Raw genomic sequence first — 14,084 nt, forward strand, 5'->3', positions numbered from 1 at the left:
GCCAGTTCTGCGCGGGGTTGTTCGCGGCGGCCGGGGTCGCAGCGGCGTCGGCAGCGGGCGCTTCAGCGGCGGGAGCCTCCGGGGCGGGCGCAGCGGCATCTTGAGCGAAAGCCGAGAGCGGCGACAGCAGCAGGGCAGCCGCAGTCAAACCAGCAACGAGGGGTTTCCTGAATTTCATAGAGTGTCCTTGCCTTCCTTGGCGGTCTCGGCGGCACTCCGCCACCTAGAAACTTACCTGCCCTTCAAGGGCGCAATTCGGGCAATAACATGACCGGAGCCCCTTGCCAAAATATTATGAGGCCTGAGCGCAACATGGAGTCGCCTAGGCTGCATTTTCCGCCAATTTTGCTAGTTTTGATAGGATCGCGGCCGTGCCTTTGAGCCTTGTTTCAGGGGTCGGCCAGTTGCGGGCGAACACGAGTTTCTGATCGGGCTTGATGCGAACCTGGTTGGCCGGGTCACTCACAAGCTTCACCAGACCCACCGGATTGGGGAATTCATTGTTCCGCAAGGTCAGCACTGCGCCCTTCGGGCCGGCATCGACCTTTTCGACATTGGCCTGCCGGCACAAGGACTTGACGAGGATCACCTTCAGCAGCGCCTCGACTTCCTCGGGCAAAGGTCCGAATCGATCGATCAGCTCCGCGCCCGCCGCGTCGATGTCGCGAATATCAGTCAGGTCGCCGAGCTTGCGGTAAAGCTGCATGCGCAGCGTCAGGTCGGGCACATAGTGCTCGGGGATCATCACCGGCATGCCCAGCGAAATACTCGGGCTCCACTCGTTGCGATCCTCGTATTCTTCCTCGCCGCTCTTGAGCGCGGCCACGGCTTCTTCGAGCATGGCCTGATAAAGCTCGTAGCCGACCTCGCGGATATGGCCCGATTGCTCGTCGCCAAGCAGGTTCCCTGCCCCGCGAATGTCGAGATCGTGGCTCGCGAGCTGGAAGCCGGCACCAAGACTTTCGAGCGATTGCAGCACGCCAAGGCGCCTCTCTGCCGTATCGGTCAATTTTTTGTCAGCCGGCACCGTGAACAGCGCATAGGCGCGCTGCTTGCCGCGGCCGACGCGGCCACGGATCTGATAAAGCTGCGCCAGGCCGAACTGGTCGGCCCGATGCACGATCAATGTATTGGCATTCGGGATATCAAGGCCGGATTCGACAATGGTGGTCGCCAGCAGCACGTCGAACTTGCCGTCGTAGAAGGCGTTCATGATGTCGTCGAGCTCGCCCGGCGGCATCTGGCCATTGGCCACAACGTAGGAAACCTCCGGCACCTGCTGGCGCAGGAATTCGGCGATATCCGGCTGATCCTTGATTTTCGGCACGACATAAAAGCTCTGCCCGCCGCGATACTTTTCGCGCAGCAGCGCCTCACGGATCGAGAGCGGATCGAAGGGCGAAATGAACGTACGGATCGCGAGACGATCGACCGGCGGCGTCGCCAGCAGCGAGAGGTCGCGCACCCCGGTCAGCGCCAGCTGCAGCGTGCGCGGAATCGGCGTCGCCGTCAGGGTCAGCACGTGCACATTGGCCTTGAGTTCCTTCAGGCGCTCCTTGTGGCTCACACCAAAGTGTTGCTCTTCGTCGATGATGAGCAGGCCTAAGTCCTTGAACTTGATGGTCTTCGACAACAGCGCATGCGTGCCGACCACAATATCGACCTGGCCATCGGCCAGCCCATCCTTGGTCGCCTTGAGTTCGCCAGCGCTGACCATGCGCGAGGCATGCCGCACCCGCACCGGCAGTCCCTGGAAGCGCTCGGAGAAAGTCTTGAAATGCTGCCGCGCCAAGAGCGTCGTCGGCACCACCACGGCAACCTGCTTGCCGCTCAACGCCACGCCAAAGGCCGCGCGCAGGGCGACTTCGGTCTTGCCAAAGCCCACATCGCCGCAAACCAGCCGGTCCATGACCTTGCCGGAAGTGATATCGTCAAACACCGCTTCGATGGCATTGAGCTGGTCTTCGGTTTCCTCATAGGGGAAGCGCGCCGCGAACTCGTCATAGGCCCCGGCATTGATGTCGATGACGTCGGCCTTGGTGAGCATGCGCTGCGCCGCGAGCTTGATAAGCTGCTCCGCCATTTCGCGGATGCGCTTCTTGAGTTTTCCTTTTTTGGCCTGCCAGGCGACACCGCCGAGCTTGTCGAGCGCCACCGACGAGTCATCCGACCCGTAGCGCGTAAGAAGCTCAATATTTTCGACCGGCAGATAAAGCTTGGTGTCACCGGCATATTGCAGCTCGACGCATTCATGCGGAGCGCCGCCAGCCTCGATCACTTTGAGGCCCACAAAGCGCCCGATACCGTGATCGACATGCACCACCAGATCGCCGGCCGAGAGCGAAGCCGCCTCGGTCAGCGCATCGGAAGCCTTTTTCTTGCGCTGCGGCCGCAGGATGCGCTCGCCCAGAATATCCTGCTCGGAGAGAACCAGCAGGTCTTTTGTCTCAAAGCCGGTTTCGAGCGGCAGCACGACCAGCGAGGTGGTCGCCGCACTTGTCGTTTCGGCATCCCGCCAGTTCTCGGCCATGCGCGGATTGGTCAGGCCGTGGTCCTTCAGCACCTGAGCCATTCGGTCGCGCGTGCCGGTACTCCAGCAAGCGATTATTGCCCGCCGCCCTTCCCGGCGCTCGGCCAGGAGCCGATCGACGACCGCCTGGAACAGATTGACGTCCGAAGCCAGCCGCTCGGCTGCAAAGCTTGGCGCAATATGCCCGCCCCAATCGTCGCCCTTCTTGGCCTGAGGCGAGAGGAACTGCGAAAGCTGGATCACCGAAGCGCCGGCCAGCGCCTGCGGCTGCACGTCGATATCGTAGAGCAGCTCCGGCTTGATAGGCTTGTAGGGCGCCCCTGCCCCGGCCACGGGCGGCTGCAGCCGCGCCGTTTCGCGCGCTTCGTAATAGTCGGCGATCTGCTCGGCGCGCTCGGCAAAGGCCTCCGCTGCCTGATCGTCGAACACGAACGGCGCATCGCCGACATAGTCGGCCAGCCGGTCCATATGATCGTAGAAAAAAGGCAGCCAATGTTCGGTGCCCGAATAGCGCGAACCGCCGCTCACCGAGGCATAGAGCGTGTCATCGACCGTGTTGCCGCCGAAGGCAGCCGTATAACTCTGCCGGAAGCGGCGAATGGTCTCTTCGTTGAGAATGGCCTCGCTCATCGGCGTCAGGTCCACGCGCTTCAGCGTGCCCGTCGTGCGCTGGCTATCGGGATCGAAGGTGCGGATCGATTCAAGCTGGCTGCCGAAGAAGTCGAAGCGCAGCGGCGCGTCCGCACTTGCCGGATAGAGATCGACCAAGCCGCCGCGCACAGCATATTCGCCGCTCTCGCGCACGGTCGGCACGCGCAGATAGCCATTGTTCGACGCCCAGGCGATCAGCTTCTCGCTGTCCACGACACGCCCAATCGCGGCTGAAAACGACATGGTCTCAACCACATCGCGCGGCGGCAATTTCTGGATCAGCGCATTGACCGCCGTCAGCACCACGGCGCCCTTGGCCCCGCTGGTCAGCGCCGCCAGCGTGTTCATGCGTGCCGCAATGGTTACGTTATTGGGCGAGACGCGATCATAGGGCAGACAGTCCCAGGCCGGCAGCGTCAGGATCGTGTGCCCCGGCAGCATCGCGCCCAACACCTCGGCCATGCGCTGCATGCGTCGCCCGTCGCGCGCCACGAAAACCAGGCTCGCCGCATCATCCGGCGCGGCCTTGATCCGCTCCTCGATCAGCCGAGCCAGCGCCATGGGCTGCATGCCATCGGGCACATTCGAAATCGTCCGGATAGCCGGCAGCCCAGTCATTTCATTCATTTTTCGATCCGAGCCTGATGGTCGGCCACGACCAGATCGAGAAAGGCCCGGTCGACATGCGCCGGCGGCTCCTCCTGCCGCATCACCCATTTGAGGAGTGGCGGATCTTCTTCGTTCATCAGGGCTTCCAGCCGGTCGAGTTCAGCCGTGCCATATCCCTCGATATTGGCATCGCAAAACGGCCCGAGCACGAGGTCCATTTCCTTGGTCCCCCGGTGCCAGGCGCGATAGCGCAACCGCTTGCGGCGAATAGCAATGTCCTCACCGGCCGTCATTTCGACATCCATGATTCAGAAGTTTGTTCTCGATTTGGACACTCTCTTACGCGCCTTGAAAGGGATTGTCAGCCCTTTGCAAACATTGGTGGCGCAAGTTGATTTCGATCAGTTCGAGGGTGCGGCTTCTGCACTACAACTTTGATGTTCAAGAGGTGATCCATGGCCGTTCCGCAAGACAAATCCGAGCTTCTGGCTGCAATCGACAAGACTTACACGGCTCTCGCGCGAGACCTGGCCGCGATTCCGCCCGAACGGACCGGCGAGAAGACGCTCGAAGGGCACGCCAAGGGCACCATGATGAGCGTGGAAGATCTCGTGGCCTATCTGCTCGGCTGGAATCTGCTGGTGCTGAAGTGGCTAGCCCGGGACCGGGCTCATGAGCCCATCGATTTTCCCGAGACTGGCTACAAGTGGAACGAACTCGGTCGCCTGGCACAGAAATTCTATGCCGACCATGGGGCTCTCAGCTTTCCCGACCTGCTGGCCGCCCTCGACAAGGCCAAGGGTGAGATCGTGGCTGCAATCGAAGCCGAAGACGACGCAAGCCTTTATGGCCGGGCGTGGTACGAAAAGTGGACGCTCGGGCGGATGATCCAGTTCAACACCGCCTCGCCCTACGCCAATGCGCGGGGGCGCCTGTCGAAATGGCGAAAGGCGCAGGGGATCAACTGACCGGGCGCCCTGTTCCTGTCCTGTTCTTTTGTGCCACTCTCGCGCGCAGGAGAATCAGTCAGTGTCGCGTCCCGAAACCCTCCAGCCCCTGTTCCGCTCGCTGCACGCCATCAAGGGCGTGGGCGACAAGCTTGCCGCCTTGCTCACGCGCTTTTTCGGCGCGCCGGAGGGGCAGGAAGCCATCGTCCTCGACATTCTGATGCATATGCCCTCCGGCACGGTCGACCGCCGCCGCCAGGTCGGCATTGCCGAAGCCTATCTCAACCAGATCGTCACGCTAAAACTCCACGTCGACCGCCATCAGCCGCCGCCGCGTGGTCGCGAACACATTCCCCATCGCGTTTACACACACGATGAATCTGGAGACATGCAGCTTGTCTTTTTCCGGGCGCAGGGCGGCTGGGTGGAAAGGGCATTGCCAGTAGGCGAAGAACGCTACGTCTCCGGCCAGGTCGGCTTTTTCAACGGCGAGAAGCAGATCACGCATCCGGACTACATTGTAGAACCGGAAAAATTCGCCACACTACCTCTCGTCGAGCCGGTCTATCCGCTGACCAATGGTCTCAGTTCAAAGGCGCTGGCAAAGCTCGTGCGCCAGGCCGTCGACTCCATCCCCGTTCTCCCCGAATGGATCGACCCGGCGACAATCGCCGAGCGCAAGTGGCCGACCTTTACCGAGGCCATGCACAGCGTTCATCTGCCGGAGAACCCGGGCGAAGCCGAACTCTGGGCCCCTGCCCGCCAGCGCCTCGCTTATGACGAATATCTTGCCGGCCAGATCACCCTGCAATTGCTCCGCTCGTCGATGATTTCCGAACGCGGCATTGCCCGCACCTTCAATGGTAGCGTGACCTCGAAGGTCGCGGCCGTGCTGCCGTTCAAGCTTACCGACGGACAAAACCAGGCGCTCGAAGAAATCCGCGCCGACCTCGCCGCCCCTGAGCGCATGTCTCGCCTTTTGCAGGGCGACGTCGGCTCCGGCAAAACCGTCGTCGCCCTCATGGCCATGGCCGCGATGGCCGAAAGCGGTGCTCAATCCGCGCTGATGGCGCCGACGGAACTCTTAGCCTCGCAGCACTACAAGACCATCAAGCCGATCTGCGACGCCGCCGGTCTCGGCTGCGCGCTTCTCACCGGCAAAATGCCCGCCGCCGAACGACGCGCCATCCTTTCGGGCCTCGCCGATGGCACCACCACCATCGCCGTCGGCACTCATGCGCTTTTCCAATCCGGCATCGAATTCAACAATTTGGGCCTGACCGTCGTCGACGAACAACATCGTTTCGGCGTTCACCAGCGCCTGGCCCTTTCGGAAAAAGGCCGCCACACCGACCTCTTGGTCATGACCGCCACGCCGATCCCGCGCACGCTGGTTCTCACCCACTTCGGCGACATGGCCGTCAGCGTCCTCAAGGAAAAGCCCCGAGGCCGCCAACCCATTGATACCGCCGTCCTTTCCATCAACGATTATGACCGCGTCATCGCCCGCCTACAGGCAAAGCTCCACGACGGCGCCCAGGCTTATTGGGTCTGTCCGCTGGTCGAAGAAAGCGAAACGCTGGAAGTCGTATCCGCCGAAGACCGCTTCGCCGAACTTCAAAAAATCTTCGGCCTCGAAGTCGCCCTCGTTCATGGCCGCATGTCCGCCGCCGCCAAGCAGGACGTCATGGCCCGCTTCAAGGCCAATGAAATCAAGCTGCTGGTGGCGACAACGGTCATCGAAGTCGGCGTCGACGTGCCCAACGCCACCATCATGATCATCGAGCACGCCGAACGCTTCGGCCTCGCCCAGCTCCACCAGCTCCGTGGCCGCGTTGGGCGCGGCTCCCAGCGCTCGGCCTGCCTGCTGCTTTACAAGGACCCGCTCAGCGAAACCGCGAAGGCGCGCCTCGAAACGATCAAATCCACCGAAGACGGTTTTGAAATCGCCGAACGCGACCTCGAACTCCGCGGTCAGGGCGACATTCTCGGCACAAGACAATCCGGCATGCCCGGCTACCGCCTCGCGGTTCCTGACGTGCACCGGCACCTGCTCGAATTCGCCCACGACGACGCCAAGGCCCTGATGCAGCGCAATCCCGGCCTGACAGGCGACGAAGGTGAAGCGGCGCGTACGCTATTGTATTTATTCAGGAAAGACCTGGCGATCCCGCTGATCAGGGCGGGGTAGTGCCACGCCCTCTTGGTTCGAGGCGCCAAGTGGCGCACCTCACCATGAGGACTACTGGCACATCGCACCCGAAGCTCTCATGGTGTGGCGGGAGCGCAGCGACCCTCGAACCACGAGGGCGGGTGCACCGACGCCTTACTCCACCGTCACCGACTTCGCCAAATTCCTTGGCTGGTCCACGTCCGTGCCCATGAACACGGCCGTATGATAGGCCAGCAACTGCACCGGAATCGTCGCCAGGATCGGCGCGACAAACGGATGCACATGTGGAATCTCGATAATGTCCGCCACGCCATGCCCCACGGTCTTCGCGCCCTCGGGATCGGTGATGAGAATGATCTTCCCGCCCCGCGCCGCGACTTCCTGCATATTGCTCAGTGTCTTATCAACGAGCTCGTCCGACGGCGCCACGACGATCACCGGCATGGCTTCATCGACCAGCGCAATCGGCCCATGCTTCAGCTCGCCGGCAGCATAGCCCTCGGCATGGATATAGCTGATTTCCTTGAGCTTTAGCGCGCCTTCCATGGCGATCGGGAACATCGGCCCGCGCCCGAGATAAAGCACGTCCTTGGCCTTCGACAGGCGCTTGGAAATATCGATGATCTGGCTTTCCGCCCCCAGCGCTTCGGACACGGCCGATGGCAGCGCCACCAGCGCCCGCACCAGTTCCGCTTCCTGCTCGGCGCTCACGACACCACGCGCCCGGCCCGCCGCCAGCGACAAGCTCGCCAGTGCCGTCAACTGCGCCGTCAGCGCCTTGGTCGAGGCCACGCCAATTTCCGGCCCACACAGGATCGGAAACACCACGCCCGACTCGCGCGCAATGGTCGATTCCACCGTGTTCACGAGGCTCGCGACATGCTGCCCCTGCCCGGCGCAATAGCGCAAGGCGGCCAGCGTATCGGCCGTCTCGCCCGACTGCGAAATGAACAGCGAGAGCCCGTTCTTGTCGAGCGGCGGTTCGCGATAGCGGAATTCGCTCGCCACATCGATATCGACCGGCAGCCGCGCATAGCGCTCGAACCAGTATTTTGCGACCGCACCCGCATAGTAAGCCGTGCCGCAGGCACTCATGGTCAGGCGCGAAAGGTCAGCAAAATCAAAGGGCAGGTTTTCGCGGATCGCCACCTTCTCTGCGCCCATATCCACATAGTGGCTGAGCGTGTGCGAAATGGTTTCCGGCTGCTCGTAGATTTCCTTGGCCATGAAATGGCGATGGTTGCCCTTGTCGACCAGCAGCGCCGAAGCCTGCGACAGCATCTGCTCGCGCTGCACAATGGCATCCTTGCCATCGCGAATGGTCACGCCAGCGGGCGTGATGACCGCCCAGTCTCCATCCTCGAGATAGGTCAGCCGCGAGGTGAACGGCGCCAGCGCCATCGCGTCGGAGCCGAGATACATTTCCGTCGCGCCATAGCCCACGGCCAGCGGCGCCCCGTGGCGTGCGGCGATCAGCAGATTGCCCTGCCCCTTGAACAAAAAGGCCAGCGCAAACGCGCCCTTGAGCTTCTTCAGCGTCCGCGCCACAGCCAGTTCGGGATCGGCGCCATTGGCCAGTTCCCGGCTCACCCACAGCGCCACGGATTCGGTATCCGTCTGCGTCTGCGGCAAATACCCGTCCTGCGCCAGGTCGGTAAGCAGCTCGCGAAAATTCTCGATGATGCCGTTATGGACCACGGCAACGCGTTCAGTCGCATGCGGATGCGCATTCTGCTCGGTCGGCGCGCCATGCGTCGCCCAGCGCGTGTGCCCGATGCCGATATGCCCGTCGAGCGGCTCCATGCCGAGTTTGGTCGCCAGATTGCCCAGCTTGCCCTCAGCCCGCCGCCGCGCAATGGCGCCGCTTTCCAGCGTTGCCACGCCGGCGCTGTCATAGCCGCGATATTCCAGGCGCTTCAGCGCATCCACGAGGCGACCCGCAACCGGTTCGTTACCGACAATGCCAACAATGCCGCACATCTTATTTCCCCTTGGCCGCCAGCTTGGCGGCCTTTTTCGCGAGCGCCAGTTCGCGCAGTTTGGGCGCATAGCCCGGCTTGGTTTCCTGCCGCGCCCGGCCAAAGGCCAGAGCGTCATCGGGCACGTCCTGCGTAATGACACTGCCCGAAGCGGTATAGGCACCATTGCCGATCGTCACCGGCGCCACCAGCGAGGCATTGGACCCGATAAAGGCATTGTCGCCGATAATGGTCTTGTCCTTGTTAACGCCATCATAGTTACAGGTGATGGTGCCCGCGCCGATATTGGTCTTTGAGCCAATCTCCGCATCGCCCAGATAGCTCAGGTGCCCCGCCTTGGTCCCGGCCCCGATCTTGGACTTCTTCACTTCGACGAAATTGCCCAGATGCACATCCGGCCCCAGCTCCGCGCCGCCCCGAATGCGTGCGAATGGCCCGATGGTAGCCCCCTCGCCGATCACCGCGTCCTCGATGTCGCAAAACGCCCGGATCTCGACATTGTCAGCGATTTTCACGCCCGGCCCAAAGACGACATTGGGAAAAATCGTCACATCGCGACCGATCTCCGTGTCCCACGAAAACCAGGTGGTCTTGGGATCGCGCAAGGTGACGCCATTTTCCATGGCCTCAATCCGCTTGAATTCCTGGAACGTCGCCTCGGCCTCGGCCAGTTTTACGCGGTTGTCGACGCCAACCAGCTCATCCGCATCCGCCTCGATGAAATCGACGCGTTTCTTGTCCCCGGCCGCCAGTTCGATGGCGTCGGTCAGATAATATTCACCCTTGGCATTCTTGTTGTCGATCCGGTCGATCACCGAACGCAGCGTGTCCCCTCGGAACCCGAGGATGCCGGAATTGCAGAGGCCAATCCTGCGCTCTTCCTCGGTCGCATCCTTGTGCTCGCGAATGGCCAGCACCCGGTTCCCCTCCGTCAACAGCCGGCCATAGCCGGTCGGATTGTCCGGCCGAAAACCGACCACCACGATATCGGCACCGCCATCGAGCCGCTCGGTGATCTCGGCAATCGTCTCGCGCGTCACCAGCGGCGTATCTGCATAGAGCACCAGAATATGCCCCGCCGCCGCCTCAAAAGCCGCCCGCGCCTGCTGCACGGCATGCGCCGTGCCCTTGCGCTCCATCTGCTTGGAAATATGTGCATTCGCTTCGAACCGCGTCACCGCCTGTTCCACGGCCTCGTGGTTCGGCCCCACGACGACGGCAATGGTCGATCCTGCCGCCTTGGCCGTCCGCAACACATGGCTGACGACCGGCAGGCCGCCGACAGAGTGCAAAACCTTGGGCACAGATGACTTCATGCGCGTGCCCTCGCCGGCCGCAAGAATGATGGAAAGCAGTTCTGTCATCGCGGCCACTCCAGCTTGCCAGCTTCTTCTTCGCCCAATGCCACAATTTTATGGCTGATGTCATTGGTGAATAGATAACCAATGCCACATTCTAATAGGGCGAAGTGCCCTTGATTCGTTGGGCAATCGAGGATGGACAATTGGTGCAGAATTCAGAACAGTTTCGGCAGTCGGACGTCACCGTCTGGGGAATAGCCGCGCTTGTCTGTACAGGGCTGGCCATTCTGGGCGCCAATATCGGCGGTCTCATCCCCTCTTCGGCCCTCAATGCTCTGCATTCGCCGCGAAACGACGCCGCCTCGCTCTCGCAATTGCGCCAGCAGGTTGCCGAGTTGCGAACAGAAACCGCACAATTGCGCCGCCAGAACGAGGTACTGACCACCCGCTTCTCGCTGCAAGAACAGTCCGGCAATGAAGTGGTCCGCCGCGTCGGCGCGCTGGAAGTCTCCATCCCCGCGCTCGCAGAAATGCGTCCTGCAACGGCCCCGATCGATCGTTCCGTTACCACGGCCTCGATCACCAATAATGCCGGGCAGCAGGTAGCAGCCGAAGGCGGCACCGTCGTCGTGCACCAGTCGCCGCTGCAACAGCCCCTGCCCGCGCCCATCGCCGTGCCGAGCGCGTCTTCGGGCGCCCAGGTCGGCTATGCCGTCGCCGTCGGCGCAAGCTTCGCCAGTGGTCAGGCCGCCACGCAGTGGCACGATCTAGAAGTTCGCCTGGGCTCGCTGGTCATCGACATGTCGCCGCTGGTGACCGACGGCACCGGCGCCAATCAGCAGCGCCTGATCCTCGGCCCCATCGCTCAAATGTCTGAGGCGCGCGACCTCTGCCAGCGCCTGGAACAGATGGAAATCGCCTGCTCGCCCACGAGCTTTGCCGGCGCGCCGATCAACTAGAGAGCAGCGCCTTCCCCAGCCTTGGACGGCCCCGGTGCAATATTGGTTGACTCCGGGACCATCCTGACTATTTTCCGCGCCAACGCCGCAGGGCGTTTGCACCGCATGTCTCCTAAGGCATGCGGGAGATGCGCCGGTAGCTCAGTGGTAGAGCATTCGACTTTTAATCGAATGGTCGAGGGTTCGAACCCCTCCCGGCGTACCACTCTTTCCCCAGATCACCCGACAAGACCGAGTTGCTGCGCCGAGTGCAGCTTCGCATAGACGCCATTGCTGTTGAGCAGCGCATCATGCGCCCCCTGCTCGGCAATGCCGTTCTCCGTGAGAACGATGATGCGATGCGCATGGCGAACCGTTGCCAGGCGATGCGCGATGATCAGCGTGGTGCGGCCCGACGACAGGTCATTGAGCGCCTGCTGGATCGCCGCCTCCGTCGCCGTATCCAGCGCCGAGGTCGCCTCATCGAGGATCAGGATCGGCGGGTTCTTCAGGAAAATACGCGCAATGGCCACGCGCTGCTTCTGCCCACCCGACAGTTTTACGCCGCGCTCGCCGACAACGGTGTCGAGTCCGGCCGGCAAGCCTGCGATCATCTCCTCAAGCCGCGCCCGGCGCGCCGCTTCCATAATCGCCTCATCGCTCGCGTCGAGATCGCCATAGGCAATGTTCGAGCGCAGCGTGCCGCCAAACAGGAACACGTCCTGCTGCACCACGCCGATCTGCTTGCGCAGCGAGGCCTGGGTCATGTCGGCAATACCGATGCCGTCAATGCTGATCCGGCCCTCGGTGGTCTCATAGAATCGCGGCAGCAGCGAACAGAGCGTCGTCTTGCCCGCCCCTGAAGGGCCGACGATGGCGACGGTTTCCCCCGCGGCGATATCGAGATTGACGTTGCGCAGCACCGTGCGCCCTTCGTCATAGGAGAAGGAAACGTCCTCGAAGCGGATATGCCCGTTTAGGCGCTCCACTTCGACCGCATTGGGGCTGTCGGCGATATCAGGCTCGGTGTCGATCAGATTGGCAAACCGGCGGAAGCCGGCAATGCCCTTGGGATAGCTTTCGAGCACCCCCGTGATCTTGTCGATCGGCCGCAGGAACACATCCACCAACAGCAGGAAGCTGACGAAACCGCCATAGGTCAGCTCGCCGATCACCACCAGCCAGGCGCCGGCCATCATGATGACCAGTTGCACGATGCGGGTGGAAAGGAAGGTGATGAGCAGGCTCGCGGTCATGATCGCATAGGCCTGCAACTTGGTCTTGCGATAGGCGAGGTTATTGTCCTGAAACAGCCCGGATTCGTGCCCCTCATTGGCAAAGGCCTTCACCACGCGAATGCCGCCGATAGCGTCTTCGACGCGCACGTTGAAATCGCCGACCCGGCTGAACAGCTCCTGCCAGTTCCGCGTCATGCGCGAGCCATACCGCGTCACCAGCCAACTCATCACCGGCACCAACGCGATGGCGATTAACGCCAGCTTCCAATTGGTGAAGAACATCAACAGAAACGCGCCGATAAAGGTCATGACCGCGATGAACAGGTCTTCCGGACCATGGTGCGCGATTTCGCCCACGTCCTCGAGATCTTTGGTCACATGGGTGATCAGGTGCCCGGTCTTGTGATTGTCGAAAAAGCGGAAGCTGAGCTTCTGCATATGGTCAAAGGCCTGCCGGCGCATGTCGGTTTCCATCGACACGCCGAGCACATGGCCGAAATAGTTGACGATCGCCTTGAGGCCGGCGCTGACCACATAAATGGCGAGCAGACCCGCACAGGCCGCCAGAATGAGCGAATAATTCGACTCCGGCAGCAGCGTGTCGATCACATAGGCGACCGCCAGCGGGAAGGCCAGTTCGAGCAGCCCGGCCAGAACGGCGCACCCGAAATCGAGAATGAACAGCCCCGTATAGGGGCGGTAGTAGGCGTAAAAGCGCTTAAGCATGGTTTGGCCCATCAAGAAGGATACTGGCCGCGATGGTCGGCCGGTAGAGATAACTAGACTAATTTAGTCATATTTTTCGTCTGTGGCAACGTGCCCAAGGCCGCCGTCTTGACGTTGCCATACGACTTAGGCATGACCCCGGCAACGCTGTTTCCGACATGACCTCATGCCAAGCTCTTCCACCGACATCGACCCCTATGCCGAGCTCGACAATCGAGCCGATGCTGCAGAGCTGTCGGAAGAATTTCGCATGCCCGTGGCGGTCCGCCGGCGCCGTCCACCCAGCAGAATTCTGACCCAGCCCGGTCGTCGCCGCCTGTGACGGCTGTCAGAATCGGGCCGGCGAACTCATACTAAAACCCCAGCATCGTGAGGAGGCGACGTGTCTCAGGATACCATGGACCTGCTGAAAGTCCTCGCAGCGGTCTTGCTCGTCTTCGCGGCCTCAACCCTTGCCATGCTCTACGTCATCTTACTAATGGCGCAATATGGGGCAAACCTGCCCATGGTCGGCGCCGTGCCGCTCTTCGCGCCGCCGGAGCTGATCCCGCTGCTCGCCCAGAATCAGGTCTTTGCGACCCTCGCCGCCGTGCATGTCACCGCCACGGGCATCGCGCTCGCCCTCACCAGCAATACCATCGACATGGCGCTGCTGATCACCGCCAAGGCCGTCACGGTCGTCATCACCTCGCTCATCGGCTTTGCCGGCGGGCACATGATCTATCTGCAGCTCAATGAAAACACACCGCTGACGGCATCAGGCATCGCCCCGGCGCTGATCGCGCTGGTCGGGTATTTCCTGCTCTCGACGGCGCTGAGCGTCCCCGCCTTGCGCCAGCTCGGCAACCTGCGCTTCGTCATTGCGGTCGGCGCTGTGTTGATCGGCCCGATGCTGCTGGTGTGGCTTTAGAGAAACCCGCTCCCGTCGTCATTGCCGGGCTTGTCCCGGCAATCCATCTCGCCTCCGCATGGACCACCGGGACAAGCCCGGT

Annotated in this window: 10 protein-coding genes and 1 tRNA gene; 6 read left to right on the plus strand and 5 right to left on the minus strand. The window is 62.0% G+C overall.

Features of this window, described 5'->3' with window-relative positions:
* Window positions 1-322: 322 nt before the first annotated feature.
* Entirely contained in the window at window positions 323-3,808 is a 3,486-nt protein-coding gene (mfd, locus tag JP75_RS11795) for a transcription-repair coupling factor (RefSeq protein WP_035083117.1), read from the minus strand.
* Window positions 3,805-4,083, minus strand: a complete 279-nt coding sequence (locus JP75_RS11800; protein ID WP_035083410.1) for an FAD assembly factor SdhE — start codon at window positions 4,081-4,083, stop codon at window positions 3,805-3,807. The genes mfd and JP75_RS11800 overlap by 4 nt, the downstream gene beginning before the upstream one ends.
* A 162-nt stretch (window positions 4,084-4,245) precedes the next feature.
* Between JP75_RS11800 and JP75_RS11805 the strand changes: the two genes are divergently transcribed.
* A complete protein-coding gene (locus tag JP75_RS11805) occupies window positions 4,246-4,758 on the plus strand; it encodes a ClbS/DfsB family four-helix bundle protein (protein WP_035083118.1) in 513 nt (170 codons plus the stop codon).
* Between the two features lie 61 nt (window positions 4,759-4,819).
* On the plus strand, window positions 4,820-6,928 hold the full coding sequence (gene recG / locus JP75_RS11810) for an ATP-dependent DNA helicase RecG (protein ID WP_035083119.1): 2,109 nt from the start codon (window positions 4,820-4,822) through the stop codon (window positions 6,926-6,928).
* A gap of 135 nt (window positions 6,929-7,063) precedes the next feature.
* Here recG and glmS read toward each other — a convergent pair whose 3' ends face one another.
* The gene (gene glmS, locus JP75_RS11815; RefSeq protein WP_035083121.1) at window positions 7,064-8,890 is read right to left on the minus strand and encodes a glutamine--fructose-6-phosphate transaminase (isomerizing); all 1,827 of its coding nucleotides are present in this window, start codon (window positions 8,888-8,890) and stop codon (window positions 7,064-7,066) included.
* A 1-nt stretch (window position 8,891) separates the two neighbouring features.
* Window positions 8,892-10,253 carry a bifunctional UDP-N-acetylglucosamine diphosphorylase/glucosamine-1-phosphate N-acetyltransferase GlmU gene (glmU, locus tag JP75_RS11820; protein ID WP_035083123.1) on the minus strand — a complete coding sequence of 454 codons (1,362 nt, stop codon included), beginning with the start codon at window positions 10,251-10,253 and terminating at the stop codon, window positions 8,892-8,894.
* A gap of 140 nt (window positions 10,254-10,393) precedes the next feature.
* Between glmU and JP75_RS11825 the strand changes: the two genes are divergently transcribed.
* Window positions 10,394-11,149, plus strand: coding sequence for a coiled-coil domain-containing protein (locus tag JP75_RS11825; RefSeq protein WP_035083125.1), 756 nt, complete (start codon window positions 10,394-10,396; stop codon window positions 11,147-11,149).
* A 130-nt stretch (window positions 11,150-11,279) separates the two neighbouring features.
* Window positions 11,280-11,354 (plus strand) — tRNA-Lys (locus tag JP75_RS11830).
* Between the two features lie 13 nt (window positions 11,355-11,367).
* Here JP75_RS11830 and JP75_RS11835 read toward each other — a convergent pair.
* Complete coding sequence (locus JP75_RS11835; RefSeq protein ID WP_035083413.1) at window positions 11,368-13,092, minus strand: ABC transporter ATP-binding protein; 1,725 nt, start codon at window positions 13,090-13,092, stop codon at window positions 11,368-11,370.
* 166 nt (window positions 13,093-13,258) lie between these two features.
* On the opposite strand from JP75_RS11835, the gene JP75_RS26560 reads away from it, so the two are divergent.
* Window positions 13,259-13,414 carry a hypothetical protein gene (locus JP75_RS26560; protein ID WP_160194680.1) on the plus strand — a complete coding sequence of 52 codons (156 nt, stop codon included), beginning with the start codon at window positions 13,259-13,261 and terminating at the stop codon, window positions 13,412-13,414.
* Between the two features lie 60 nt (window positions 13,415-13,474).
* The gene (locus JP75_RS11840; protein ID WP_152565821.1) at window positions 13,475-14,002 is read left to right on the plus strand and encodes a hypothetical protein; all 528 of its coding nucleotides are present in this window, start codon (window positions 13,475-13,477) and stop codon (window positions 14,000-14,002) included.
* The last annotated feature ends 82 nt before the right edge of the window (window positions 14,003-14,084 follow it).

It is taken from the genome of Devosia riboflavina (assembly GCF_000743575.1).
Lineage (GTDB): Bacteria > Pseudomonadota > Alphaproteobacteria > Rhizobiales > Devosiaceae > Devosia > Devosia riboflavina.